21 protein-coding genes and 1 tRNA gene are annotated in these 25,985 nt (G+C 67.2%); 4 read left to right on the top strand and 18 right to left on the bottom strand.

Annotated features, from left to right (window positions below; all coding sequences use genetic code 11):
- Positions 1–5 precede the first annotated feature (5 nt).
- The gene (gene rplC / locus ACIPK3_RS31330; RefSeq protein ID WP_402575166.1) at positions 6–650 is read right to left on the bottom strand and encodes a 50S ribosomal protein L3; all 645 of its coding nucleotides are present in this window, start codon (positions 648–650) and stop codon (positions 6–8) included.
- A 17-nt stretch (positions 651–667) separates the two neighbouring features.
- Complete coding sequence (rpsJ, locus tag ACIPK3_RS31325; protein ID WP_003948644.1) at positions 668–976, bottom strand: 30S ribosomal protein S10; 309 nt, start codon at positions 974–976, stop codon at positions 668–670.
- A gap of 844 nt (positions 977–1,820) precedes the next feature.
- On the opposite strand from rpsJ, the gene ACIPK3_RS31320 reads away from it, so the two are divergent.
- On the top strand, positions 1,821–2,459 hold the full coding sequence (locus tag ACIPK3_RS31320; protein ID WP_402575164.1) for a hypothetical protein: 639 nt from the start codon (positions 1,821–1,823) through the stop codon (positions 2,457–2,459).
- Here the strand turns inward: ACIPK3_RS31320 and ACIPK3_RS31315 are convergent.
- The 6 genes from ACIPK3_RS31315 to rpsL form a co-directional block, all read right to left on the bottom strand.
- Positions 2,408–2,992, bottom strand: a complete 585-nt coding sequence (locus ACIPK3_RS31315) for a hypothetical protein (protein WP_402575162.1) — start codon at positions 2,990–2,992, stop codon at positions 2,408–2,410. The genes ACIPK3_RS31320 and ACIPK3_RS31315 overlap by 52 nt on opposite strands.
- A 70-nt stretch (positions 2,993–3,062) precedes the next feature.
- A complete protein-coding gene (locus tag ACIPK3_RS31310) occupies positions 3,063–3,686 on the bottom strand; it encodes a hypothetical protein (protein ID WP_402575160.1) in 624 nt (207 codons plus the stop codon).
- 792 nt (positions 3,687–4,478) lie between these two features.
- Complete coding sequence (gene tuf, locus ACIPK3_RS31305; protein ID WP_351143372.1) at positions 4,479–5,672, bottom strand: elongation factor Tu; 1,194 nt, start codon at positions 5,670–5,672, stop codon at positions 4,479–4,481.
- A 154-nt stretch (positions 5,673–5,826) separates the two neighbouring features.
- Positions 5,827–7,953, bottom strand: coding sequence for an elongation factor G (gene fusA / locus ACIPK3_RS31300; RefSeq protein WP_402575158.1), 2,127 nt, complete (start codon positions 7,951–7,953; stop codon positions 5,827–5,829).
- Positions 7,954–7,992: 39 nt separating this feature from the next.
- A complete protein-coding gene (rpsG, locus tag ACIPK3_RS31295; RefSeq protein WP_005481264.1) occupies positions 7,993–8,463 on the bottom strand; it encodes a 30S ribosomal protein S7 in 471 nt (156 codons plus the stop codon).
- Between the two features lie 2 nt (positions 8,464–8,465).
- On the bottom strand, positions 8,466–8,837 hold the full coding sequence (rpsL, locus tag ACIPK3_RS31290; protein WP_003948652.1) for a 30S ribosomal protein S12: 372 nt from the start codon (positions 8,835–8,837) through the stop codon (positions 8,466–8,468).
- Between the two features lie 421 nt (positions 8,838–9,258).
- On the opposite strand from rpsL, the gene ACIPK3_RS31285 reads away from it, so the two are divergent.
- A complete protein-coding gene (locus tag ACIPK3_RS31285; RefSeq protein ID WP_402575156.1) occupies positions 9,259–10,530 on the top strand; it encodes a hypothetical protein in 1,272 nt (423 codons plus the stop codon).
- Positions 10,531–10,613: 83 nt separating this feature from the next.
- Here ACIPK3_RS31285 and ACIPK3_RS31280 read toward each other — a convergent pair whose 3' ends face one another.
- From ACIPK3_RS31280 to rplK, 7 genes are all read right to left on the bottom strand, one after another.
- On the bottom strand, positions 10,614–14,516 hold the full coding sequence (locus tag ACIPK3_RS31280) for a DNA-directed RNA polymerase subunit beta' (protein WP_402575154.1): 3,903 nt from the start codon (positions 14,514–14,516) through the stop codon (positions 10,614–10,616).
- A gap of 96 nt (positions 14,517–14,612) precedes the next feature.
- The gene (gene rpoB / locus ACIPK3_RS31275; protein ID WP_402575152.1) at positions 14,613–18,098 is read right to left on the bottom strand and encodes a DNA-directed RNA polymerase subunit beta; all 3,486 of its coding nucleotides are present in this window, start codon (positions 18,096–18,098) and stop codon (positions 14,613–14,615) included.
- A gap of 600 nt (positions 18,099–18,698) precedes the next feature.
- Positions 18,699–19,082, bottom strand: a complete 384-nt coding sequence (gene rplL / locus ACIPK3_RS31270; protein WP_402575150.1) for a 50S ribosomal protein L7/L12 — start codon at positions 19,080–19,082, stop codon at positions 18,699–18,701.
- 114 nt (positions 19,083–19,196) lie between these two features.
- Positions 19,197–19,727, bottom strand: coding sequence for a 50S ribosomal protein L10 (rplJ, locus tag ACIPK3_RS31265; protein ID WP_402575148.1), 531 nt, complete (start codon positions 19,725–19,727; stop codon positions 19,197–19,199).
- Positions 19,728–20,026: 299 nt separating this feature from the next.
- Positions 20,027–20,866: a DUF1396 domain-containing protein gene (locus ACIPK3_RS31260; RefSeq protein ID WP_402575146.1), complete on the bottom strand. Its 840-nt coding sequence runs from the start codon at positions 20,864–20,866 to the stop codon at positions 20,027–20,029.
- Positions 20,867–21,097: 231 nt separating this feature from the next.
- Positions 21,098–21,823, bottom strand: a complete 726-nt coding sequence (gene rplA, locus ACIPK3_RS31255) for a 50S ribosomal protein L1 (protein ID WP_402575144.1) — start codon at positions 21,821–21,823, stop codon at positions 21,098–21,100.
- 96 nt (positions 21,824–21,919) lie between these two features.
- Positions 21,920–22,354: a 50S ribosomal protein L11 gene (gene rplK / locus ACIPK3_RS31250; RefSeq protein WP_402575142.1), complete on the bottom strand. Its 435-nt coding sequence runs from the start codon at positions 22,352–22,354 to the stop codon at positions 21,920–21,922.
- Positions 22,355–22,496: 142 nt separating this feature from the next.
- Here rplK and ACIPK3_RS31245 point away from each other — a divergent pair, with 142 nt between their 5' ends.
- Positions 22,497–22,916, top strand: a complete 420-nt coding sequence (locus ACIPK3_RS31245) for a DUF4440 domain-containing protein (RefSeq protein ID WP_402575139.1) — start codon at positions 22,497–22,499, stop codon at positions 22,914–22,916.
- 69 nt (positions 22,917–22,985) lie between these two features.
- On the opposite strand, the gene nusG is transcribed toward ACIPK3_RS31245, so the two are convergent.
- The 3 genes from nusG to ACIPK3_RS31230 form a co-directional block, all read right to left on the bottom strand.
- A complete protein-coding gene (nusG, locus tag ACIPK3_RS31240) occupies positions 22,986–23,831 on the bottom strand; it encodes a transcription termination/antitermination protein NusG (RefSeq protein WP_402575137.1) in 846 nt (281 codons plus the stop codon).
- Between the two features lie 80 nt (positions 23,832–23,911).
- Positions 23,912–24,199, bottom strand: a complete 288-nt coding sequence (gene secE / locus ACIPK3_RS31235; protein ID WP_402575135.1) for a preprotein translocase subunit SecE — start codon at positions 24,197–24,199, stop codon at positions 23,912–23,914.
- A 107-nt stretch (positions 24,200–24,306) separates the two neighbouring features.
- Positions 24,307–24,379 (bottom strand) — tRNA-Trp (locus tag ACIPK3_RS31230).
- A gap of 264 nt (positions 24,380–24,643) precedes the next feature.
- On the opposite strand from ACIPK3_RS31230, the gene ACIPK3_RS31225 reads away from it, so the two are divergent.
- Positions 24,644–25,870 carry a pyridoxal phosphate-dependent aminotransferase gene (locus ACIPK3_RS31225; protein WP_402575133.1) on the top strand — a complete coding sequence of 409 codons (1,227 nt, stop codon included), beginning with the start codon at positions 24,644–24,646 and terminating at the stop codon, positions 25,868–25,870.
- The last annotated feature ends 115 nt before the right edge of the window (positions 25,871–25,985 follow it).

Raw genomic sequence — 25,985 nt, 5'->3', positions numbered from 1 at the left:
TTACCTCAGGCCCCCTTGGCCGCGGTGCGGACCAGGACGAGGCCGCCGTTCGGACCGGGAACCGCGCCCTTGATGAGCAGCAGACCCTTCTCCGCGTCAACGGCGTGGACGGTCAGGTTCTGGGTGGTGACCCGCTCGTTGCCCATGCGACCCGCCATGCGGAGGCCCTTGAACACGCGGCCCGGGGTGGCGCAGCCACCGATGGAACCGGGCGAGCGGTGCTTGCGCTGGGTGCCGTGTCCGGCGCCGAGGCCCTTGAAGTTGTGACGCTTCATGACACCGGCGAAGCCCTTGCCCTTGCTCTTGCCGGTGACGTCGACCTTGATACCGGCCTCGAACACCTCAGCGGTGATCTCCTGGCCGAGCGTGTACTCGGAGGCATCCGGCGTGCGGATCTCGACGAGGTGACGACGCGGGGTGACGTCGGCCTTGGCGAAGTGGCCCTTGAGGGGCTTGTTCACCTTGCGCGGGTCGATCTCGCCGAAAGCGATCTGGACGGACTCGTAGCCGTCGACATCGTTCGTACGGACCTGGGTGACGACATTGGGGCCGGCCTTGACGACGGTGACCGGAACAACACGGTTGTTCTCGTCCCACACCTGCGTCATGCCGAGCTTCTCGCCCAGGATGCCCTTGATCTGCTTAGCCATCTCTCAGATCACCGGCCTCAGAGCTTGATCTCGATGTCGACACCGGCCGGGAGGTCGAGTCGCATCAGGGAGTCAACGGTCTTGGGGGTCGGGTCGAGGATGTCGATCAGGCGCTTGTGCGTGCGCATCTCGAAGTGCTCGCGCGAGTCCTTGTACTTGTGCGGCGACTTGATGACGCAGTACACGTTCTTCTCAGTGGGCAGCGGCACCGGGCCCGCGACCGACGCACCAGTGCGGGTCACCGTCTCGACGATCTTCTTCGCCGAGGAGTCGATGACCTCGTGGTCGTAGGCCTTGAGCCGGATGCGGATCTTCTGTCCCGCCATGGCTACTCAGTAGTCCTGTCTCTTCTTACGCTCTGGAACCCGGTTGGCTCGCACATCCGCTCTCCGACCCACGCGGTCGGGTGTGTCGCACTCCCGATGACATGAATGTCCCTTGTTCGAACATCCCTGCGGGGACTGCGGCCCTGCCGGAACCGCGAGCCGGGGGCGGAAAGACCCACCGGGCGCCTGGCCGGTGTCGCACCCACACTTCCCGGAAGATTCCCGTACGTCCGCCCCAGCGCTGCCCGAGGGCAGTTAGGGCGACGAGTACTGTGGGACTCGCTTCCGGTCCTCCCGGCGGGAGGCGTGCAGCATCAACACTCGACCGAGCAACCCCACTAGTCTGCCATACGGGGCGGCACCTCCGCCAATCGGGCCGGAGAGAATACCCCGGGGGTGACGAGGGTCAAACTCCGTCACGCTCGGGAGCGGCGGCGGCTCAGGTCGGCCAGAAAGGCACCGAGCTCGGCCAGTGACTGCTCGACGTCCTCGCGGCCCGCGTCGCCCTTGGACCCTCCGGAGGTTCGAAACCCGTGATCGACCCGAGTGACGCGTTGTGGGCGAAGATCCGCTCCTCGTTCTCGCGTGCGAACGCGAGAACAGCCACCGCGAGGTCTTGATCATAGGAACCACGGGCGTCCAGCTAGGAGCAGACGCTCCCCCTCGGGCAGCCCGGCGAGCTGGGTGACGCCCTTGAATTCGGTGATTGCAGCCCGGATGTCCATCGGCCCTCCACGATCGGGTACTCGAGTGTCCCTCTCCGCTGGACGACCTGAACTACTCAGCCACTGCTGAGTAGTTCGACGGCTGTGGAGCGTCGTGGCCGGACGCTTGGATCGGCGGTATGCATACGGACACCACCGCCGTCCGCCGGCGTCCCCTCGCCCACGGGCACTGGATCGCCGCGGTCATCGGCGCGCTCCTCGTCGCGGTCATCGCCTTCGCAGCCAACGCCTGTGAGTCGCTGGAGGGCGGGCCCGTGCGGTCGGAGGCGGAGTACCGGGAGCGGGTGGCCCGGACGAAGGAGGCGGGCATGGCGGCGGTCCGTGCGCTGACGCCGGCCCCGAGGGAGGCCGCGGAGCCGCAGGGAAGGACGCTCGACGCCATCGCCCAGACCGGCACCAGTACGTCCTGCGCGGACGACTTCGGCTTCGACGGCGACGGCGAGACCCGGGACGAGCCCATCTTCTACTGGGAGTTGACCTTCTCCGGGCCCGGCGACTACCGCGCGGCCGTCGGCCGACTCCGACGCGACTGGAAGCGGCAGGGCCTGACCGTGAGGGACATTCCGGCTCCCGGCAGGGGCGAGCGCGGTGCAGGTCTGCCGGGTGTCACCACCACCGACGACCACGGCACGGAACTCTCCCTCCACCCGGACTGGTACTCCGGCAAGCCCGTCCTGCGCGCCGACGGGGGCTGCATCCGTCACACCTACTCGTACTCACCAGGCGCCTCCAGCAGCTCCTCCAGCGCCTCGTCGTAGGCACGGTGGCCGGCCTGCGCGCTCTCGGACGCGCCCGCACCAGGGCGCAGGAGGCGCGGCAGACGGGCCATCCGCCACATGCGGAAGACCTGGAGCGGGGTGCTGCGGCCGGTGGGGTCCGCCAGGGCGCAGGCGACGCGGAGGATGTCGGCGCCCCGGGGCGCCCCCTCGTCGGCCGCCGTACCGGCCGCGACGGCCACGCCCAGCAACTCGTCGAGAAACGCCGTCAGTTGCAAGTCCGCGGCCATACGGCACATGCGGCGCACGGCCCGCGGTTCCTCAAGCTCCGCCAAGGGGTCCGGGACGCCGGTGATGCCTCCGGACCACAGCAGCAGCTCCGCCGCCGACACGTCCCGGGCCGAGAACCAGCCGTACTCGTCCACGACGGCCGGCGCCCGGTCGCCGAAGCGGCAGACCGAGCAGACGCCCGCGAACAGGCGGTCCACCTCCGCACGTCTGCTGTCCACGAAGGCGGCCACCGAGACGTCGGCCAGTGACCAGGTGCCGGTGGCGTTCAGTGCGCCGACCGCCACCACCGCGCCGAGCGGTGCGAGACCTCGCGGACGAACCTCAGCGGATCGATCTCGCTCACCGGCACCTCGGTCAGCTGCGCGTGATGGCGGAGCACGCCCCGTCCTCGACGCTCAGCTTCCTGCCGCGGTCGTAGGGGTCGAACGGGTCACCGGTCGGCTTGGGGCCACTGTGGGCGGTGCCGTCGAAGACGGGATGGAAGTAGCCGTGGCCGCCGCACTCCACGTTCATGAACTCCGACTCGGTGGAAGTCAGTTGCAGCTTGCCGGGGCTCGTCCGCCAGCGGTTCGGATCGGCCGACAGCATCGTGATGCCGCGGCGGACGACGACCCGGTGCACCCGCTGTCCGTCACCGTGCACGGGCACCACCGGGTACACGAACGAGTAGTCGGCGTGCACCAGTACCTGGCCGGGCTCACCGGCCTCGAAGGTCATGCGGCCGCGTACCTTGACTGCCTTGCCGACCAGCTCGGCCTCGGACGGGTCGAAACGGCTGATGTAGATCAGCGGGTCGTGGGTGCGCGACGGAGTGCGTACGCCGCGCCGGAGCTCGTCCGTCGTCCTGCGCGCCGAGGCGTCCAGCAGGGACAGCACCTTGCCGGTCCCGGCCCCGCCCAGCACCTGCGGGTCGAGGTTCGCGGCGACCAGGAACTCCTTGGTGTGGCGCAGCGCGAGCGCCACGTCGGCCTTGCTCATACCCCCGGTCGCCTTCGCCTCGGGCAGCACGATGGCGTCGGCGCCCTCGGCCCAGCGTTCGGCGGGCGACCCGGCGAAGGGGTTCGGCCGTACCCTCAGCAGCGGACGGGGCCGTGGTGGGCGCCGCGGTCTCGGGGGGCAGGAGCGTCGTGGGGACGTCGGCGGTCGTGCCGTGGTGGCCCGGCAGCCGGTCCAGCAGCACCGAGGGCCTGATCGCCAGTACGGCGATGCCGACGGCCAGGAGGACACCGACCGCGGAGTACACCTTGCGGCGGCGGGACGTGCCGCCGTACACCCCATGCAGGGCGGGGCCGGTGCGCCAGCCCGGCGGGGTGGCCGGTGCGGGGGCCGACCGCCTGCCCCACCGGCGGCGCCGCCCGGTCCGGGTTCCGGCCGCCGCGTCCTCCTCGCGCAGCCGCCGCGTCACCATGCGGGCCCGCGCGGACGGCTCCTTCGGCACGTGGCCGTCGCCGCCCTCGGCTGCCGCGCGCTGGAACGCCTCCCACTCGGCATCGGATATGGAGGAAGCGTCCCCTGACGGGTCGCCAGGGGAGTCGGAGGGCGGAACGGTACTCACGGGCTCGCTTTCTGAACGGTCTGGCCGGACGGTCGTCCGTGATCATTCGTACGCGGCGGCACACGCCGTTCACAAGCCCCTCATGAGATGCACGCGTCAGACGTGATCGAACCGGTACGCACCGGTACGCGCACGCGAAAAGGCCCGTACGACCGAAGCCGTACGGGCCTTTTCGACAGCTACCAGGTCAGAGACCCGGCCGGGTCAGACCAGGATCACTTCGTGATCTTGATGACCTGGCCGGCGCCCACCGTGCGACCACCCTCACGGATGGCGAACTTCAGGCCCTCTTCCATGGCGATGGGCTGGATGAGCTCCACCTTCATCTCGGTGTTGTCACCCGGCATCACCATCTCGGTGCCCTCGGGGAGGGTCACCACGCCGGTCACGTCCGTGGTACGGAAGTAGAACTGCGGACGGTAGTTGTTGAAGAACGGCGTGTGACGGCCACCCTCGTCCTTGGACAGGATGTAGGCCTGCGCCTCGAACTCGGTGTGCGGGGTGACCGAGCCCGGCTTGATGATGACCTGGCCGCGCTCGACGTCCTCGCGCTTGATGCCGCGGAGCAGCAGACCGACGTTCTCACCGGCCTGGCCCTCGTCGAGCAGCTTGCGGAACATCTCGATACCGGTGACCGTGGTGGTGGTCTTCTCGGTCTTGATGCCGATGATGTCGACGGTCTCGTTGACCTTCAGGACACCACGCTCGATACGGCCGGTGACGACCGTACCGCGACCGGTGATCGTGAAGACGTCCTCGATGGGCATGAGGAACGGCTTGTCGACGTCGCGCTCCGGCTCCGGGATCGCGGAGTCGACGGCGTCCATGAGGTCCAGAACGGACTGGCCCCACGTCGCGTCGCCCTCGAGCGCCTTGAGCGCCGAGACCTTGACGACCGGAACGTCGTCGCCCGGGAACTCGTACTCGGAGAGGAGCTCACGGACCTCGAGCTCGACGAGCTCCAGGATCTCCTCGTCGTCCACCATGTCGGCCTTGTTCAGGGCGACGACGATGTACGGAACGCCGACCTGGCGGGCCAGGAGCACGTGCTCCTTGGTCTGCGGCATCGGGCCGTCGGTGGCGGCGACCACGAGGATCGCGCCGTCCATCTGCGCGGCACCGGTGATCATGTTCTTGATGTAGTCCGCGTGACCCGGGCAGTCGACGTGGGCGTAGTGACGCGCCTCCGTCTGGTACTCGACGTGCGCGATCGAGATCGTGATACCGCGCTGACGCTCCTCGGGAGCCTTGTCGATCTGGTCGAAGGCCGAGGCCTCGTTCAGGTCGGGGTACTTGTCGTGCAGCACCTTGGTAATGGCGGCCGTGAGGGTCGTCTTACCGTGGTCGATGTGACCAATGGTGCCGATGTTGACGTGGGGCTTAGTCCGCTCGAACTTCGCCTTCGCCACGGGGTCCTCCTGTGGAGTGGTTCTGAACGCCTTGCTTCATCGGCGCCAGGTGATCTTTGCTGGAAAGCCCGGGGCCGGGGGCAATCCCCCACGAACGTGGGTGAATGCCCCTGGCGGCTCCGGAGTCAAGCCTAAAGCGTGTGAACGCGGTGCGTTACTCGCCCTTGGCCTTCGCGATGATCTCCTCGGCGACGTTCCGCGGAACCTCGGCGTAGGAGTCGAACTGCATCGAGTAGCTTGCGCGACCCGACGTCTTGCTGCGGAGGTCGCCGACGTAGCCGAACATCTCCGACAGGGGCACGAGGCCCTTGACGACGCGGGCACCGGCCCGCTCCTCCATGGCCTGGATCTGGCCACGGCGGGAGTTGATGTCGCCGATGACCTCGCCCATGTAGTCCTCGGGCGTGGTGACCTCGACGGCCATCATCGGCTCGAGGAGCACGGGCGAAGCCTTGCGCGCGGCCTCCTTGAAGGCCTGCGAACCGGCGATCTTGAAGGCGAGCTCGGAGGAGTCGACCTCGTGGTAGCCACCGTCGAGCAGGATCACGCGCACGCCGGTCATCTCGTAACCGGCGAGGATGCCGAACTGCATGGCCTCCTGCGCACCGGCGTCGACCGAAGGGATGTACTCCTTCGGGATACGACCACCGGTCACCTTGTTAACGAACTCGTACGAGGCGTCGCCGCCCTCGATGGGCTCGATCGCGATCTGCACCTTGGCGAACTGACCGGTACCACCGGTCTGCTTCTTGTGGGTGTAGTCCACGCGCTCGACGGCCTTGCGGATCGTCTCGCGGTACGCGACCTGCGGCTTGCCGACGTTGGCCTCGACCTTGAACTCACGGCGCATACGGTCGACCAGCACCTCGAGGTGCAGCTCGCCCATACCACCGATGATGGTCTGGCCGGTCTCCTCGTCCGAGTGGACCTGGAAGGACGGGTCCTCCTCGGCCAGACGCTGGATCGCGACGCCGAGCTTCTCCTGGTCGCCCTTCGACTTGGGCTCGATGGCGACCTGGATGACCGGGGCCGGGAAGTCCATGGACTCCAGGATCACCGGCTGCTTGTCGTCGCACAGCGTCTCACCGGTCGTGGTCTGCTTCAGACCCATGACGGCGATGATGTCGCCGGCGCCCACCGACTCGATCTCCTCACGCTTGTTCGCGTGCATGCGGTAGATCTTGCCGATGCGCTCCTTCTTGCCCTTGACGGAGTTCAGCACCGCGGTGCCGGACTCCAGGCGGCCCGAGTAGACCCGGACGAAGGTGAGCTTGCCGAGGTGCGGGTCGCTCATGATCTTGAACGCCAGCGCCGACAGCGGCTCGTCGTCGGACGGCTTGCGCTTGACGACCGTCTCCGCGTCCTTGACGTCGTGGCCCTCGATGGCCTCGACGTCGAGCGGGGAGGGGAGGTAGCGCACGACCGCGTCGAGCAGGGGCTGAACGCCCTTGTTCTTGAACGCGGTGCCACAGAACACCGGGGTGACGGTGATGTCCTTGGACTTGCCGGACGCGATGGTGATGCGACGGATCGCGGCGTACAGCTGCTCCACGGAGGGCTCGGTGCCCTCCAGGTACAGCTCCATGATCTCTTCGTCGTTCTCGGCCACGGCCTCGAGCAGCTTGCCGCGGTACTCCTCGGCAGCCTCGGCGTGCGTGTCCGGGATGTCGACGACGTCGTACATCTCGCCCTTGGTGGCCTCGGCGGACCAGACGAAGGCCTTCATCGTCACGAGGTCGACGACGCCCTTGAAGTCGGCCTCGGCACCGATCGGCAGCTGCATCACGATCGGCTGAGCGCCGAGGCGGTCAGAGATCATGTCGACGCAGCGGTGGAACTCGGCACCGGTCCGGTCGAGCTTGTTGACGAAGCAGATACGCGGAACGCCGTAGCGGTCCGCCTGACGCCACACCGTCTCGGACTGGGGCTCAACGCCGGCGACGCCGTCGAACACCGTGACAGCACCGTCGAGCACGCGCAGCGAACGCTCCACCTCGACGGTGAAGTCGACGTGGCCCGGCGTGTCGATGATGTTGATGGTGTGGTCGACGTCTTCCAGCGGCCAGTGGCAGGTGGTGGCAGCAGAGGTGATCGTGATGCCACGCTCCTGCTCCTGCTCCATCCAGTCCATGGTGGCAGCGCCGTCGTGGACCTCACCGATCTTGTAGGACACACCGGTGTAGAACAGGATCCGCTCGGTGGTGGTCGTCTTGCCCGCGTCGATGTGGGCCATGATCCCAATGTTGCGGACCTTGGCCAGGTCAAGTGAAGTGGTAGCCATAAGGCTTCGGTCTTCTCTCGGTCTCGATGTGGGTAGCGACTACCAGCGGTAGTGCGCGAAGGCCTTGTTGGACTCGGCCATCTTGTGCGTGTCCTCGCGCTTCTTGACGGCCGCACCGAGGCCGTTCGAAGCGTCGAGAAGCTCGTTGAGCAGACGCTCGGTCATGGTCTTCTCGCGACGGGCGCGGGAGTAACCGACGAGCCAGCGCAGCGCGAGCGTGTTGGCGCGACCGGGCTTGACCTCGATCGGAACCTGGTACGTCGCACCACCGACACGGCGGGACTTGACCTCGAGGGTCGGCTTGATGTTCTCCAGCGCGCGCTTCAGCGTGATGACGGGGTCGTTGCTCGTCTTCTCACGCAGACCCTCCATGGCGCCGTAGACGATGCGCTCGGCGGTGGAGCGCTTGCCGTTCAGCAGCACCTTGTTGATGAGGGAGGTCACCAGAGGAGAGCCGTAGACCGGGTCGATGATGACCGGGCGCTTCGGGGCGGGGCCCTTACGAGGCATTCTTACTTCTCCTTCTTGGCGCCGTAGCGGCTGCGGGCCTGCTTGCGGTTCTTGACACCCTGGGTGTCGAGCGAACCGCGGATGATCTTGTAGCGAACACCGGGCAGGTCCTTCACACGGCCGCCGCGCACGAGCACGATGGAGTGCTCCTGCAGGTTGTGTCCCTCACCCGGAATGTAAGCGGTGACCTCGATCCCGCTGGTCAGACGCACACGCGCGACCTTACGCAGGGCCGAGTTCGGCTTCTTCGGGGTGGTCGTGAACACACGCGTGCAGACGCCACGACGCTGAGGGGAACCCTCGAGTGCGGGCGTCTTGTTCTTCTCGACCTTGTCCTGCCGGCCCTTGCGGACCAGCTGCTGGATCGTAGGCACTACTTCTCCGGTTTCTGTGTGCCGATAGGTACAGCTAACCTGGAACGTCACCGACCCACGCGGTCGGGTGTGTCGAATCCGGCGAGCCTTTGCACGAGGCGAAAGGAACACGGCGCAGATTACGGTGGCCGAAATCGGCTCGCCGTGCGGTCGAAGGCACGCACAGGAGCCAGGGCACACCCCAGGCACAAGGTCTGAGCGTACCCAGCGCAATCACTCTGGTCAAAACAAAAGCGGCATGGCCGGAACCGGGGCGGCACACAGCCGCTTGACCTGCGGTTTTGCGATTCAAGTAAATCCTTACCACAGAGACGGCCAAGATGCGAACGGAAGCCTTCCTGCGTTCACCCCCGCCGGACGGACACCCGTGCGACCCTTTTTCCGATCTTGGGATGTTCAGTTCACTCGGGGGAGATACCGGATGAGTACGGCCACGAGCGACATGTCCGGTGCGGAAGCGGACGTCGCCGAGGAGCCACCGGCACCCGACTGGCGCACCCGGTCGGCCACGGCCCTGCGCCCCTACCTTCCGCCGCTCGCCCTCTACGGCGTGCTCAAGCTGACCGGCCTCGGCATCTTCGCCTGGCTGCTGGAGTACGCGGGCGACTACCACCGCAAGAACGCCCGCTTCGGCGGCGGCGCCCACTGGTGGGACGTCCTGTCCACCTGGGACGGCTGGTGGTATTTCCAGGTGGCACAGCAGGGCTACCGCCCCGAGCCGCTGCGGTCGCTCCCACCGGGCGGGCTGTTCACCGCGCAGCAGAACTCGGTCGCCTTCTTTCCGCTCTACCCGGGCCTGATCCGGGGCGTCTCCGGGATCACGGGACTCGGTGTGTACGGCTCGGCGATCCTCGTCTCGGTCCTCTGCTCCTTCCTGGCGGCCGCCGGTGTCCACGCGGTGGTCTCGCTCCTCGCCGGCGCCCGGGCGGGCGCCATCGCCGCCGGGCTGTGGGCGGTGGCTCCCGCCGCGGGCGTCCAGTGGGCCGTCTACACGGAGTCCCTGTTCGTCGCACTCGCCGCCTGGACCTGCCACGCCGTACTGAAGCGCCGCTGGGTGACGGCCGGGCAGCTGGCCTTCGTGGCGGGCCTGAGCCGCCCCACGGCGGCGTCGCTCATCGGGGCGGTGGGCCTGGCCGCGCTGCTCGTCCTCGTACGACGGGACAGCCGGCGCGAGCAGGGCGTGGCGCGCCCGCTGTACGCGCTGCTCACCGCGCCGCTCGGGCTCCTGACCTACGTGGTCTGGGTCGGCGTCTCCATGGGCGACCTCACGGCGTACTTCAAGCTGGAGCGCCGGGCGTGGGCCCACCACTTCGACTACGGCGCGTACACCCTGGACGTGCTGCGGAACGTGGCGGTGGGCCACCAGGACTACGTCTTCGCCTTCTCCGTGCCGGACCTGATCGCCGTGCAGACGGTGGTGGCCCTACCGTTCCTCGTGGCGCTGATGCTGCGGAAACGGCCGCCCCTGGTGCTGACCGCCTACACCCTGGCGTCGATCGTCATGGTCCTGGGCACCCAGCAGATCTTCGGCAACACCCCGCGCTATCTGCTCCCCGTCTTCCCCCTCCTCCTCGCTCCGGCGACCGCCATGAGCCGGCTGAAGTGGCCGAGCCTGACCGTGTTCTTCGCGACGGCGGCCGTGGCTTCGGGGTGGTACGCCCACTATGTGATCTTCGAGCTGGGGATTCCCTAAGGGCTCCGCTGCTCGCACGCCGCCGGGACGCCGAAGGGCGGCCACCCCGTGATGGGGTGGCCGCCCTTCATACGATCGCGCGCTTACTGGTTGTACGGACCGTAGTCGTAGTCCTCCAGCGGAACGGCCTGGCCGGAGCCGGTGCCGAACGGCGAGTAGTCGATGTCGTCGTAGCCGACGGCCGAGTACATCGCGGCCTTGGCCTCCTCGGTCGGCTCCACCCGGATGTTGCGGTAGCGGGACAGACCCGTACCGGCCGGGATGAGCTTACCGATGATGACGTTCTCCTTGAGGCCGATGAGGCTGTCGGACTTGGCGTTGATCGCCGCGTCCGTCAGAACTCGGGTCGTCTCCTGGAAGGAGGCGGCCGACAGCCAGGACTCCGTCGCCAGCGAGGCCTTGGTGATACCCATCAGCTGCGGACGACCGGAGGCCGGGTGACCGCCCTCCTGGACCACACGACGGTTCTCGGTCTCGAACTTCGACCGCTCGACCAGCTCGCCGGGCAGCAGCTCGGCGTCGCCCGACTCGATGATCGTCACGCGGCGCAGCATCTGCCGGATGATGATCTCGATGTGCTTGTCGTGGATCGACACACCCTGCGAGTTGTACACCTTCTGGACCTCGCCGACCAGGTGGACCTGGACGGCACGCTGACCCAGGATGCGCAGCACGTCGTGCGGGTTGGTGGCACCCACGGTGAGCTTCTGGCCCACCTCGACGTGCTCGCCCTCGCTGACCAGGAGACGGGCGCGCTTCGAGATCGGGAACGCCGTCTCGTCGCTGCCGTCGTCCGGCGTGATGACGATCTTCTTGGTCTTCTCGGTCTCCTCGATCCGGACGCGGCCGTTGGCCTCGGAGATCGGGGCGACACCCTTCGGGGTACGGGCCTCGAAGAGCTCGACGACACGCGGCAGACCCTGGGTGATGTCGTCACCGGCCACACCACCGGTGTGGAAGGTACGCATCGTCAGCTGGGTACCGGGCTCACCGATGGACTGGGCGGCGATGATGCCGACCGCCTCACCGATGTCGACCAGCTTGCCGGTGGCGAGCGAACGGCCGTAGCACATGGCACAGGTGCCGACCGCGGACTCACAGGTCAGGACCGAGCGGGTCTTGACCTCCTCGATGCCACGGCCCACGAGCTCCTCGATGAGGACGTCGCCGAGGTCGGTGCCGGCCGGAGCCAGGACCTGACCGTCGACCACGATGTCCTCGGCGAGGCAGCGCGCGTACACGGACGTCTCGACGTTCTCTTCCTTGCGCAGGACGCCGTCCGCGTCGCGGGACGCGATGTGCAGCTTGAGGCCGCGCTCGGTACCGCAGTCCTCCTCGCGAATGATGACGTCCTGGGAGACGTCGACCAGACGACGGGTGAGGTAACCGGAGTCGGCGGTACGCAGAGCGGTGTCCGCCAGACCCTTACGGGCACCGTGCGTGGAGATGAAGTACTCCAGCACGGACAGGCCCTCACGGAAGGACGCCTTGATCGGACGCGGGATGGTCTCGTTCTTCGCGTTCGACACCAGACCACGCATACCGGCGATCTGCCGCATCTGCATCATGTTTCCTCGGGCACCCGAGTCAACCATCATGAAGATGGGGTTCGTCTTGGGGAAGTTCGCGTTCATCGCCTCGGCGACCTCGTTGGTCGCCTTGGTCCAGATCGCGATGAGCTCCTGCGTGCGCTCTTCCTTGGTGATCAGACCGCGCTCGTACTGCTTCTGGACCTTCTCGTCCTGCGCCTCGTAGCCGCGGACGATCTCCTTCTTCGCCTCGGGAACGACGACGTCGGAGATGGCCACGGTGACACCGGAACGGGTCGCCCAGTAGAAGCCGGACGCCTTCAGGTTGTCGAGCGTCGCCGCCACGATGACCTTGGGGTACCGCTCGGCCAGGTCGTTGACGATCTCGGAGAGCTGCTTCTTGCCCACCGAGTAGTCGACGAACGGGTAGTCCTCGGGCAGCAGCTCGTTGAAGAGCGCGCGGCCCAGGGTCGTCCGCAGACGGAACGAGTCACCCTGCTGCCACTCGCCGTCGTCGCCCTCTTCCTGCGCCGGCGGGGTCCAGCCGCGCGGCGGGATGGTGCCCACCGGGAAGCGGATGTCGACCGTGGACTGCAGTGCGAGCTCGCCGGCGTCGAACGCCATGATCGCCTCGGCCGTCGAGCCGAAGGACCGGCCCTCGCCCTTGGTGTCACGCAGCTCGCCGTCGGTGGTGAGGAAGAACAGACCGAGGACCATGTCCTGGGTCGGCATCGTCACCGGACGGCCGTCGGCGGGCTTCAGGATGTTGTTCGAGGACAGCATCAGGATGCGGGCCTCGGCCTGCGCCTCCGCGGACAGCGGCAGGTGCACGGCCATCTGGTCACCGTCGAAGTCCGCGTTGAACGCGGTGCAGACGAGCGGGTGGATCTGGATGGCCTTGCCCTCGACCAGCTGCGGCTCGAAGGCCTGGATGCCGAGGCGGTGCAGGGTGGGCGCACGGTTCAGCAGCACCGGGTGCTCGGCGATGACCTCTTCGAGGACGTCGTACACGACGGTGCGGCCGCGCTCCACCATGCGCTTGGCGCTCTTGATGTTCTGCGCGTGGTTCAGGTCGACCAGGCGCTTCATCACGAACGGCTTGAACAGCTCGAGGGCCATCGCCTTGGGCAGACCGCACTGGTGCAGCTTGAGCTGCGGGCCGACGACGATGACGGAACGCGCCGAGTAGTCGACTCGCTTACCGAGCAGGTTCTGACGGAAACGACCCTGCTTGCCCTTCAGCATGTCGCTGAGGGACTTCAGCGGCCGGTTGCCGGGGCCCGTCACCGGGCGACCACGACGGCCGTTGTCGAAGAGGGCGTCAACAGCCTCCTGAAGCATGCGCTTCTCGTTGTTGACGATGATCTCGGGCGCGCCGAGGTCGAGCAGCCGCTTCAGACGGTTGTTGCGGTTGATCACACGGCGGTACAGGTCGTTCAGGTCGGAGGTCGCGAAGCGGCCACCGTCCAGCTGCACCATCGGACGCAGGTCCGGCGGGATGACCGGCACGCAGTCCAGGACCATGCCCTTGGGGCTGTTGGACGTCTGCAGGAACGCGGAGACGACCTTCAGCCGCTTGAGGGCGCGGGTCTTCTTCTGGCCCTTGCCGGTGCGGATGATCTCGCGGAGCCTCTCGGCCTCCTCGTCGAGGTCGAAGGACTCCAGGCGCTTCTGCAGGGCCTGGGCGCCCATCGAACCGTCGAAGTACGTGCCGAAGCGGTCACGCAGCTCGCGGTAGAGGAGCTCGTCGCCCTCGAGGTCCTGGACCTTGAGGTTCTTGAAGCGGGTCCACACCTCGTCGAGACGGTCGATCTCGCGCTGCGCGCGGTCGCGCAGCTGCTTCATCTCGCGCTCGGCACCCTCGCGCACCTTGCGGCGCACGTCGGCCTTGGCGCCCTCGGCCTCCAGCTCGGCGAGGTCCGTCTCGAGCTTCTTGGCGCGGCCTTCGAGGTCGGCGTCGCGGCGGTTCTCGACCTGCTGACGCTCGACGGAGACATGCGCCTCCAGGGAGGGCAGGTCGCGGGTGCGACGCTCCTCGTCGACGTACGTGATCATGTACGCCGCGAAGTAGATGACCTTCTCGAGGTCCTTGGGGGCGAGGTCGAGCAGGTAGCCCAGCCGCGACGGAACGCCCTTGAAGTACCAGATGTGCGTGACGGGCGCGGCCAGCTCAATGTGGCCCATCCGTTCACGGCGCACCTTGGCGCGGGTGACCTCGACGCCACAGCGCTCGCAGATGATGCCCTTGAAGCGGACACGCTTGTACTTGCCGCAGTAGCACTCCCAGTCCCGGGTCGGACCGAAGATCTTCTCGCAGAAGAGTCCGTCCTTCTCGGGCTTGAGGGTGCGGTAGTTAATCGTCTCGGGCTTCTTGACCTCGCCGTGGCTCCACTGACGGATGTCGTCCGCGGTGGCCAGGCCGATCCGGAGCTCGTCGAAGAAGTTGACGTCGAGCACTATGCGTCAATCCCTCTCAGGGTCGTGAGTTTTGGTCTGAAACGGGGGCCTGGGGGTCGGCGGGGCCCTGTGGGTAAGGGCCCCGCCGGACTCCCGTCAGACCTCTTCGACGCTGCTCGGCTCGCGCCGGGACAGGTCGATGCCGAGCTCCTCCGCTGCGCGGAAGACGTCCTCGTCGGTGTCACGCATCTCGATGGACATACCGTCGCTGGACAGCACCTCCACGTTCAGGCAGAGCGACTGCATCTCCTTGATGAGCACCTTGAAGGACTCGGGGATGCCGGGCTCGGGGATGTTCTCGCCCTTGACGATGGCCTCGTAGACCTTCACGCGGCCGGTGACGTCGTCGGACTTGATGGTCAGCAGCTCCTGGAGGGCGTACGCGGCGCCGTAGGCCTCGAGGGCCCACACCTCCATCTCACCGAAGCGCTGACCGCCGAACTGCGCCTTACCACCCAGCGGCTGCTGGGTGATCATCGAGTAGGGGCCGGTCGAGCGGGCGTGCAGCTTGTCGTCGACCAGGTGGTGCAGCTTCAGGATGTACATGTAGCCGACCGAGATCGGGTCCGGGAACGGCTCACCGCTACGGCCGTCAAACAGCCGCGCCTTGCCGGACGGGAGCACCATGCGCTCGCCGTCGCGGTTCGGGATGGTGTGCTGGAGCAGACCCGCCAGCTCGTCCTCGCGGGCACCGTCGAAGACCGGGGTGGCGACGTTGGTGCCGGGGGCGACCTGGTCGGCACCGATGACCTGGAGGCGCTGCGCCCACTCGTCCGCGAGGCCGGAGACGTCCCAGCCGCGGCTGGCGAGCCAGCCGAGGTGGATCTCCAGGACCTGTCCCGGGTTCATTCGGGACGGGACACCGAGCGGGTTGAGGATGATGTCGACCGGGGTGCCGTCCTCGAGGAACGGCATGTCCTCGATCGGCAGGATCTTGGAGATGACACCCTTGTTGCCGTGACGGCCGGCGAGCTTGTCACCGTCGGTGATCTTGCGCTTCTGCGCGACGTAGACGCGGACCAGCTGGTTCACGCCCGGCGGCAGCTCGTCGCCCTCCTCGCGGTCGAAGACGCGCACACCGATGACCTTGCCGGTCTCGCCGTGCGGCACCTTCAGCGAGGTGTCACGGACCTCACGGGCCTTCTCACCGAAGATCGCGCGCAGCAGGCGCTCCTCCGGGGTCAGCTCGGTCTCACCCTTCGGGGTGACCTTGCCGACGAGGATGTCGCCCGCGATGACCTCGGCGCCGATGCGGATGATGCCGCGCTCGTCGAGGTCGGCGAGGACCTCCTCGGAGACGTTCGGGATGTCCCGGGTGATCTCCTCGGGGCCGAGCTTGGTGTCACGGGCGTCGACCTCGTGCTCCTCGATGTGGATCGAGGAGAGGACGTCGTCCTGTACGAGGCGCTGCGACAGGATGATCGCGTCCTCGTAGTTGTGACCCTCCCACGGCATGAACGCCACGAGCAGGTTCTTGCCGAGGGCCATCTCGCCGTTCTGGGTGGCGGGACCGTCGGAGAGGACCTGGCCCTCGATGATCCGGTCGCCCTCGTTGACGATGACCTTCTGGTTGACCGAGGTGCCCTGGTTGGAGCGGGCGAACTTGGCCAGGCGGTACGTGATGTACGTGCCGTCGTCGTTGGCGGTGGTGATGTAGTCCGCGGAGACCTCCTGGACCACACCCGCCTTCTCGGCCTTGACCACGTCGCCGGCGTCGACGGCGGAGCGGTACTCCATGCCGGTGCCGACGAGCGGGGCCTCGGACTTAATCAGCGGCACGGCCTGACGCATCATGTTCGCGCCCATGAGGGCACGGTTGGCGTCGTCGTGCTCGAGGAAGGGGATCATGGCGGTCGCGACCGACACCATCTGGCGCGGCGAGACGTCCATGTAGTCCACGTCGTCACCGGCGACGTAGTCGACCTCGCCGCCACGGCGGCGGACCAGGACGCGGTTCTCGGTGAACCGCATGTCGTCGTTGAGCGTGGCGTTGGCCTGCGCGATGACGAAGCGGTCCTCCTCGTCGGCGGTCAGGTAGTCCACCTCGTCGGTGACCTGGCCGTCGACGACCTTGCGGTACGGCGTCTCGACGAAGCCGAACGCGTTGACCCGGCCGTAGGAGGCGAGCGAGCCGATCAGACCGATGTTCGGGCCTTCGGGGGTCTCGATCGGGCACATGCGTCCATAGTGGGACGGGTGCACGTCACGGACCTCGAAGCCGGCCCGCTCACGGGAGAGACCACCCGGGCCGAGCGCGGACAGACGACGCTTGTGCGTCAGCCCGGACAGCGGGTTGTTCTGGTCCATGAACTGGGACAGCTGGCTGGTGCCGAAGAACTCCTTGATGGAGGCGACGACCGGCCGGATGTTGATCAGGGTCTGCGGCGTGATCGCCTCGACGTCCTGCGTGGTCATGCGCTCACGCACGACGCGCTCCATACGCGCCAGACCCGTGCGGACCTGGTTCTGGATGAGCTCGCCGACGCTGCGCAGGCGGCGGTTGCCGAAGTGGTCGATGTCGTCGGTCTCGACGACGATCGACTGGCCGCTGTCGGCGACCGTCTCGGTCTCGCCCGCGTGCAGCTTGACCAGGTACTTGATCGTCGAGATGACGTCCTCGACGGTCAGCACGCCCGCGTCGAGCGGGGCGTCCGCGCCCAGCTTCTTGTTGACCTTGTAGCGGCCGACCTTGGCGAGGTCGTAGCGCTTCGGGTTGAAGTACAGGTTCTCAAGGAGCGTCTGCGCGGCCTCACGCGTGGGGGGCTCGCCCGGACGCAGCTTGCGGTAGATGTCGAGCAGCGCGTCGTCCTGGCCCTGGGTGTGGTCCTTCTCCAGGGTGGCGCGCATGGACTCGTACTCGCCGAACTCTTCAAGGATCTGCTCGGTCGTCCAGCCGAGCGCCTTCAGAAGGACGGTGACGGACTGCTTGCGCTTGCGGTCGATACGGACACCGACCATGTCGCGCTTGTCGATCTCCATCTCCAGCCAGGCACCCCGGGAGGGGATGATCTTGGCCGAGAAGATGTCCTTGTCGGACGTCTTGTCGATGGAGGAGTCGAAGTAAACGCCGGGCGAACGGACCAGCTGCGACACGACGACACGCTCGGTGCCGTTGATCACGAACGTGCCCTTGTTGGTCATGAGCGGGAAGTCGCCCATGAAGACCGTCTGGGACTTGATCTCGCCGGTCTCGTTGTTCGTGAACTCGGCCGTCACGAAGAGCGGGGCGGCGTACGTGAAGTCGCGCTCCTTGCACTCGTCGATGGAGTTCTTCGGCGGCTCGAAGCGGTGGTCGCGGAAGGTCAGCGACATGGAACCCGAGAAGTCCTCGATCGGGGAGATCTCCTCGAAGATCTCCTCCAGTCCGGACTTGGTCGGGACGTCCTGACCGTTCTCCAGGGCCTCCTCGACCCGAGTCTGCCAGGCGGTGTTGCCGAGCAGCCAGTCAAAGCTCTCGGTCTGCAGCGCGAGCAGGTTCGGAACCTCAAGAGGCTCCTTGATCTTTGCAAAGGAGATGCGCAGCGGGGCGGTGCTGGCGCCGTTGTTCATATTCGAGGTCGAGGCATTGCGCGAGGCGGCCAAGAGGGGGTCCTTCCGAGGGCTCGGACTCACTACGCGCGTACCGGCCCCCCACTGTGCACGGAGACAGAAGTCCCAGGTCAGGGAACGTCTGATCGTCTGTACTCAAGTGAGGGCATGCCCCTGGTGACGGGCAGGGGACAGCTAACAGGCAGCGCAAAGGGTCAGTGTAGCCACTTGGCACACTGATGTCCAGTGCGGGTTTTTCGAGACCCTCGTTGTTCTCAACGCCCTTGTCAACGCCCTCGGCATGCTGCCCTTAACGCACGTTCATACTGCCCTCTTCGCCGCCGATCCATGCCTCGGATTCGGATCCTTGTGACGACGCGTCCTGAGAATTGCGCGCTGCGTGCGGTTCGTCAAGGCCCCCCTTGCCCAAACCGGATGCTGCGCTCGTCACTTGCAGCCGGATACCAGGGGCACTTGAGGGCACGACGAAGATCACCATACTCCCCGCCGTCCCGGGTGCAAGGCAGCCGCCACCGGACCCCTCGAACGCCGAAGAGCGACCACCCGGATGGATGATCGCTCTTCGGTGCGTTCGCGTTACAGCCCTACGGGGCCGAAGTCAGCGCGCAGGAGAGTCCGTGCGGACTCGTGAGGTCACTTGACCTCGACGGAGGCGCCGGCGGCCTTGAGGGACTCGGCAGCCTTCTCCGCGGCCTCCTTGGTGACCTTCTCCAGGACCGGCTTCGGGGTGCCGTCGACCAGGTCCTTGGCCTCCTTGAGGCCGAGGGAGGTGAGCTCGCGCACGACCTTGATGACCTGGATCTTCTTCTCGCCGGCGCCGGTGAGGACGACGTCGAACTCGTCCTGCTCCTCGACGGCCTCGGCGGCGGCGGCCGGACCGGCCGGGCCGGCGACGGCGACCGCGGCGGCGGCGGTGACGTCGAACTTGTCCTCGAAGGCCTTCACGAACTCGGAGAGCTCGATGAGGGTCATCTCCTCGAACTGGGCGAGCAGGTCTTCCTGGCTGAGCTTCGCCATGGTGGCGGTCCTTCCACTAATTCGGCTGGTGCCGGGTGTACTGGGTGAGGCGGGCGTACGTCGGGCCCGCATCGGCCCTCACCTCATGCGGCGAGAACCGGAAAGCGAGCCGAATTACTCGGCACCGCCCTGCTCGTCCCGCTTGGCACGAAGCGCGTCCACGGTGCGGACGAGCTTCGACGGGAGCGCCTGGAAGACCTGAGCAGCCTGAGTCTGCTTGCCCTTGAAGGCGCCCGCCAGCTTGGCGAGCAGAACCTCGCGGGACTCGAGGTCCGCGAGCTTCTTGATCTCATCGGCGGACAGCGCCTTACCGTCAAGGACACCGCCCTTGATGATGAGGTTGGGGTTGTCCTTGGCGAAGTCACGGAGACCCTTCGCCGACTCCACCGGGTCACCGGTGACGAAGGCGACGGCCGTCGGACCAGCGAAGAGCTGGTCGTCCAGCGTGATCCCGGCCTCGTTGGCCGCAATCTTGGTCAGCGTGTTCTTCACCACGGCGTACTGGGCGTTCTCACCGAGCGACCGGCGCAGCGTCTTGAGCTGCGCCACGGTGAGACCGCGGTACTCGGTCAGCACGGCGGCGTTGGAGCTGCGGAACTTGTCCGTCAGCTCGGCAACCGCGGCAGCCTTGTCGGGCCTCGCCATAGAGCCTCGGCCTCCTTCCGGGTGATTCGGACCGCGCGGACCCGAAGGAGGACTGGGTAAAACGAAACGCCCCGGCGCAGGCGCTCGGGGCGGACTCGACCGGGCGCACACACTCGGGGCGTGTGCTCCAGGAGTTCTTCCACGGTCACCTGCGCGGGTCGTCCACTTTTCAGCGGATCCTTCGGCCACCGCACGCTCTTGCAAGCGCACGGCAACGACCAGCGGTCTTTGGCTTCGCGGAGAGACTACGGGAACGGGTACCGGTCAAGCAAATCGGGCCGAAGTCGGCCCTACGGGGCTCAGCCCTGCTGGGCCGACTTCATCATTTCCGCGAGGTCGGCGGTGTCCTTCGCGGGCGGCGCCTTGACCGTCACCGGCTTGTTGATGTCCAGGATGGTGATGGTCATGTCGAGGGGGCCCTTGTCGGCGTCCCCGCGCATCCGGACCTGCTTGGCGTGGTCGGCGCCGTCGACCCACATGTCCATCGTCAGCTTGTCGACGCCCATCTTCTCGTACTGCTTGAGGCTCTTCTCCCGGCGCTCGCGGGTCTCCTTGTCCTCGTCCTTCAGCCCCTTGCGCAGCTCGTCGAGGGAGACCGTGCCCTTGTAGTGCGTGGTCTCCACCCCGTCGACGGTCTCGGTGCCGACGCGCTTCACGTTCTTGGAATCGGTGAGGAAGCCGGACTCGGCGGTCGGGTTCTGGTCGGCCTGCGAGGCGCCCGGAGAGCCGCCGCCCATGGCGCCGAGGCTGTCACTGCCGAACTTGATCCAGGACTTGCCGTCGAGCTCCTTGGCCGCCGCGGCGCCGCCGTTGATGTACAGCGCCTTGTCGACCATCCGCAGCTCCACCGGGTCGGGCGACTGGGAGGAGGTGATCTTCATGCTCATCGCCAGCGGCTTGGTGTTCATCGCCGCCTCACCGCTGATGGTGCCGGCGCCGGGAGCCTTTCCGGACATCTTGTAGCGGAGGGAGGTGATGTCCCCCGTCTTCTTCGCGGCCTTGGCGACGGCCGCCGCAGGCGTCATGGCGGGCGACTTCTCGTCGGACTGCTTGCCGCAGCCGACCACCCCGGAGGCCAGGACCAGGGCCCCAAGGCTCGCGGCCGCGACGTTGCCCCGCACACGTACTGACATCTTCATTCCGGGTCCCCCCATGGAACACAATGGAACACACAACCGATTCACAGCAAAGGCAGGGTATCCCACCGGGACAGGGCAAGATTTTGCATTTTCGGCCGGGCGCCCGGCCCCGCTCCTCGCCCCTGCACCAGTGGGGCACACGAAAAGGGACGGGCCCGGAACCTCAAACGGTTCCGGGCCCGTCCCTCTTGCTTACGCGTCCCTGACGCGGCTGCCGGGCCGAGCGTGGGCTCAGACGGCGGCCGGGTCCTCCTCGACGAGGAGGTTGCGGGTGCGGTTCGAGTCGAGCGGAATGCCGGGGCCCATCGTGGTGCTGATGGCGGCCTTCTTGATGTAACGACCCTTGGCGGCGGACGGCTTCAGACGGAGGATCTCCTCCAGCGCGGCGCCGTAGTTCTCCACCAGCTGAGCGTCCTCGAAGGACGTCTTGCCGATGATGAAGTGCAGGTTCGAGTGCTTGTCGACGCGGAACTCGATCTTGCCGCCCTTGATCTCCGTGACGGCCTTGGCGGTGTCGGGAGTGACGGTGCCGGTCTTCGGGTTCGGCATCAGACCACGCGGGCCGAGGACGCGGCCGAGGCGGCCGACCTTGCCCATGAGGTCCGGGGTGGCGACGACGGCGTCGAAGTCCAGACGGCCCTTCGCCACCTCGTCGATCAGTTCGTCGGAGCCGACGATGTCGGCGCCCGCGGCACGCGCGGCCTCGGCACGGTCACCGGTCGCGAAGACCAGGACCCGGGCGGTCTTACCGGTGCCGTGCGGAAGGTTCACGGTGCCACGGACCATCTGGTCGGCCTTGCGCGGGTCGACACCCAGACGGAAGGCGACCTCGACGGTGCCGTCGAACTTGGACGTGGAGGTCTCCTTGGCGAGACGGACGGCCTCGAGCGGGGCGTAGAGCTTCTCCCGGTCGATCTTGGCGTCCGCAGCGCGAAGGGCCTTGCTGCGCTTGCTCACAACTGCTCCTGTGTGTTCTTGGAGGAGGCGTGGTGTACGGGCCGAGCAGGCCCTACCACGTGCGGCCGTGGCCGCATGGTTCTACAAGGAAGGCGCTCAGCCCTCGACCGTGACGCCCATGGAACGCGCGGTGCCGGCGATGATCTTCGCCGCGGCGTCCAGGTCGTTCGCGTTGAGGTCGGGCATCTTCGTCGTGGCGATCTCGCGGACCTGGGCGTCGGTGATCTTGGCGACCTTGGTCTTGTGCGGCTCGCCGGAGCCCTTCTCGATGCCCGCGGCCTTGAGGATCATCTTCGCGGCCGGCGGCGTCTTGGTCACGAAGGTGAAGGAACGGTCCTCGTAGACCGTGATCTCCACCGGGATGACCCAGCCACGCTGCGACTCGGTCGCGGCGTTGTAGGCCTTGCAGAACTCCATGATGTTGACGCCGTGCTGACCCAGCGCGGGGCCGACCGGCGGGGCCGGGTTGGCGGCACCAGCCTGGATCTGGAGCTTGATGAGCCCCGTGACCTTCTTCTTCTTGGGAGGCATAGCTCTCCGGGTCCTTTCACTTCGGGTCCTGCCCGCGCGCCGGGGACCACCCGGACGCAGGCATACCGCACAACGATAGCGGGTATGTATGCGCGGCCAAAAACCGTGCAGGTCAGACGGGCCGACCTGCGAGGATGCGGCCATGGAACGAACGCGACAGACGGAGCGGGCGGCGGACGACATACGTCAGGCGATCGCGAACGAACTGCTGCTCATGGACCCGCGGTTCCGGGCGTCGCAGGAGCGGGTCGAACAGCTCCTCGACCCCGAGTTCACAGAGGTGGGCAGATCGGGGCGGCTGTGGACCCGCGAGTCGATGCTCGCCGCCATGGCGGCAGACAGCGAGAGCGGGCCGCCCGACGCTCCCCGCCCCGAGCCCTCGCTCATGTCGGGGACGCTGCTCGCGCCGGGACTGGTGCATCTGACCTACGAGACCGTGCTCGACGGCCGCAGGACCAGGCGCAGTTCGGTCTGGCGCGAGGGAGCACACGGGGAAGCCGGGGCTCCGGGCTGGCGGTTGTACTACCACCAGGGCACGCCCGTACCACCCGACATGGAATGACACCGGAACGACGACGAGTGCTCACCGGGACGCGTCCCGGTGAGCACTCGTCGGTGTGCTGCTGAAGCGTCAGTTCTTCTGGATCTGGTCGAAGGACAGCTCGACCGGCGTCTCGCGGCCGAAGATCTCCACCAGGCCCTTGACCTTCTTGGAGTCGGCGTTGATCTCGTTGATGGTCGCCTGGAGCGTGGCGAACGGGCCGTCGGTGACGGTGACCGAGTCGCCGACCTCGAAGTCCAGCACCTGGACCTCGACCTTGCGCTGCGGAGCGGGCTTGCCCTCGGCCTCGGCGGCTTCGCGGGCGGCCTTCTCCTCGGCCTCCGGGGCGAGCATCTTGACGATCTCGTCCAGGGTCAGCGGGTACGGGTCGTAGGCGTTGCCCACGAAGCCGGTGACGCCGGGCGTGTTACGGACGACACCCCAGGACTCGTTCGTCAGGTCCATGCGGACCAGGACATAGCCCGGGAGCTTGTTCTGCTTGATCGTCTTGCGGTCGCCGTTCTTGATCTGGACGACCTCTTCCTGCGGCACCTCGGCCTGGAAGATGTAGTCCTCGACGTTCAGCGAGACGGCGCGCTGCTCCAGGTTGGTCTTCACGCGGTTCTCGTAGCCGGCGTAGGTGTGGATCACGTACCACTCGCCGGGCAGGGTGCGCAGTTCCTCGCGCAGGGCCTGGACGGGGTCGACGGGCTCGGCCTCTTCGGGCTCTGCGGCCTCTTCAGGCTCTTCCTCGGCCGCCTCGTCCTCGTCCACGACGTGCAGGGCGGCCTCCTCGGCCGGCTCTCCCGCCTCGGCCTCGGCAGCCTCGAACTCGTCCTGCTCGTCCGCTCCCTCGACGATGTCGAGCTCGTCGTCCACCGTCTCGGCGGCATCCCCGCGAGGCTCAGGGGCGTCGTTCAGGTTCGGGTCAGACACGATGGCTGCTTCTTCCTGGATACATAGAGGTGGAACATGCGAAAACGGGCGCCGGTACCACGGCGCCCTTCGCTCTTGGCTCAGCCGAAGACGTACTTGGCGGCGTGGTTGAGCCCATAGTCAATCACGGTAACCAGCGCGATCATGATGACCACAAAGAAGATCACCACGGTGGTGTACGACGTCAGCTGGTTGCGAGTGGGCCAGACGACCTTGCGGAGTTCCGCGACGACCTGGCGGTAGAAGGTGGCGAGGCGCTTCAGCGGGCCCTTCTTGGCACGCTTGCCGCCCTTGCGGGCCTTCTTCTTGTCCTCCGACACCTCGTCCTGGGCATCAGGTGTATCGATGGAGCCCACGGCGTCCGTCATTCGTCCTCACCTGATCCCGGGTCGTGGCCGTGCCGCGCCCGGTTCCAGAGCTGCACGGCGGTGCAATGCTGTACGTACATGCGCACACATCCTGGCGGTGTGTGTAGCAGGGCCGGAGGGACTTGAACCCCCAACCGCCGGTTTTGGAGACCGGTGCTCTACCAATTGAGCTACGACCCTTTGAGTTGTCTCCCCCAACTTACCGCATCCGACCGGGTGCTCGGTGTGCACCGGCTGTTCAGCGGCTGGCTGAGGCCAACGAGGTGAGAGTGTACGTGGTCCTGCGCCCGGCGTCGAACAGAAAGTGCCCGTACCGGCCTCCGGAACGGAAGATCGTCCTGGCGGCGACCCGGATACGGACAGCTGTTCGCGGCGCGGCCCGATCCCGTTCAGTCTGTGAAACCGCGGTGCCGCGGAAGTTTCCGGTCTGAAACCATGGGGGCCATGAGCGCTGCAACCCCTCCCACCGAGCGCCGGGTCTCCGCCCGAGTCGGCGCGATCTCCGAGTCCGCCACGCTGGCCGTGGACGCCAAGGCCAAGGCCCTCAAGGCCGCCGGACGTCCGGTGATCGGCTTCGGCGCCGGTGAGCCCGACTTCCCGACCCCGGACTACATCGTCGACGCCGCCGTCGAGGCCTGCCGGAACCCGACGTACCACCGCTACACCCCGGCCGGCGGCCTGCCCGTGCTGAAGACCGCCATCGCGGCGAAGACGCTGCGCGACTCGGGCTACGAGGTCGACCCGGCACAGATCCTGGTCACCAACGGCGGCAAGCAGGCGATCTACGAGGCCTTCGCCGCGATCCTCGACCCGGGCGACGAGGTGATCGTCCCGGCGCCGTACTGGACGACGTACCCGGAGTCGATCCGCCTGGCCGGCGGTGTCCCGGTCGAGGTCGTCGCGGACGAGACGACCGGTTACCGGGTCAGCGTGGAGCAGCTGGAGGCGGCCCGCACGGAGCGGACGAAGGTGGTCCTCTTCGTCTCCCCGTCCAACCCGACCGGCGCCGTCTACAGCCAGCAGGACGCCGAGGCGATCGGCCGCTGGGCCGTCGAGCACGGCCTGTGGGTCCTCACGGACGAGATCTACGAGCACCTCGTGTACGGCGACGCGAAGTTCACCTCGCTGCCCGCCCTCCTGCCCGAGCTGCGCGACAAGTGCATCGTCGTCAACGGCGTGGCGAAGACGTACGCCATGACCGGCTGGCGCGTCGGCTGGGTGATCGGCCCGAAGGACGTGATCAAGGCCGCGACGAACCTCCAGTCGCACGCCACCTCGAACGTCTCGAACGTCGCCCAGGCCGCCGCCCTGGCCGCCGTCTCCGGTGACCTGGAAGCCGTCGCGAAGATGCGCGAGGCGTTCGACCGCCGCCGCAAGACGATCGTGCGGATGCTCAACGAGATCGACGGCGTGGTCTGCCCGGAGCCCGAGGGCGCCTTCTACGCGTACCCGACGGTCAAGGGCCTGCTGGGCAAGGAGATCCGCGGCAGGCGCCCGCAGAACTCGGTCGAACTGGCCGCGCTGATCCTGGAGGAGGCGGAGGTCGCGGTGGTCCCCGGCGAGGCGTTCGGCACCCCGGGCTATCTGCGGCTGTCGTACGCGCTGGGTGACGAGGATCTCGTCGAGGGCGTGAGCCGGATGCAGAAGCTGCTCGCGGAGGCGCGGGACTGAGGTCCCCGCCGCCGTTCACGGGCCCGCCTCCCGGAATCCGGGAGGCGGGCCCGTCCTTCTTTTGTGCGAGCAAGCCCACGTTCGGGGAAAGCGCTACCGGGACGGCGGGGGCGTG

Source organism: Streptomyces sp. NPDC086787 (assembly GCF_044745865.1).
Lineage (GTDB): Bacteria > Actinomycetota > Actinomycetes > Streptomycetales > Streptomycetaceae > Streptomyces.
The sequence above is the reverse complement of the archived record's forward strand: the minus strand, read 5'-3'. Positions and strand labels throughout refer to the sequence as shown.

Coding starts and splice junctions, on each gene's coding strand:
- ACIPK3_RS31285 (WP_402575156.1), top strand. CDS start 9,259: ATGAGTACGGCCACGAGCGACATGTCCGGTGCGGAAGCGGACGTCGCC.
- rplJ (WP_402575148.1), bottom strand. CDS start 19,727: ATGGCGAGGCCCGACAAGGCTGCCGCGGTTGCCGAGCTGACGGACAAG.
- rplK (WP_402575142.1), bottom strand. CDS start 22,354: ATGCCTCCCAAGAAGAAGAAGGTCACGGGGCTCATCAAGCTCCAGATC.
- rplL (WP_402575150.1), bottom strand. CDS start 19,082: ATGGCGAAGCTCAGCCAGGAAGACCTGCTCGCCCAGTTCGAGGAGATG.
- ACIPK3_RS31260 (WP_402575146.1), bottom strand. CDS start 20,866: ATGAAGATGTCAGTACGTGTGCGGGGCAACGTCGCGGCCGCGAGCCTT.
- rpsG (WP_005481264.1), bottom strand. CDS start 8,463: ATGCCTCGTAAGGGCCCCGCCCCGAAGCGCCCGGTCATCATCGACCCG.
- rplC (WP_402575166.1), bottom strand. CDS start 650: ATGGCTAAGCAGATCAAGGGCATCCTGGGCGAGAAGCTCGGCATGACG.
- ACIPK3_RS31225 (WP_402575133.1), top strand. CDS start 24,644: ATGAGCGCTGCAACCCCTCCCACCGAGCGCCGGGTCTCCGCCCGAGTC.
- rpsJ (WP_003948644.1), bottom strand. CDS start 976: ATGGCGGGACAGAAGATCCGCATCCGGCTCAAGGCCTACGACCACGAG.
- ACIPK3_RS31310 (WP_402575160.1), bottom strand. CDS start 3,686: ATGAGCAAGGCCGACGTGGCGCTCGCGCTGCGCCACACCAAGGAGTTC.
- fusA (WP_402575158.1), bottom strand. CDS start 7,953: ATGGCTACCACTTCACTTGACCTGGCCAAGGTCCGCAACATTGGGATC.
- ACIPK3_RS31320 (WP_402575164.1), top strand. CDS start 1,821: ATGCATACGGACACCACCGCCGTCCGCCGGCGTCCCCTCGCCCACGGG.
- ACIPK3_RS31245 (WP_402575139.1), top strand. CDS start 22,497: ATGGAACGAACGCGACAGACGGAGCGGGCGGCGGACGACATACGTCAG.
- secE (WP_402575135.1), bottom strand. CDS start 24,199: ATGACGGACGCCGTGGGCTCCATCGATACACCTGATGCCCAGGACGAG.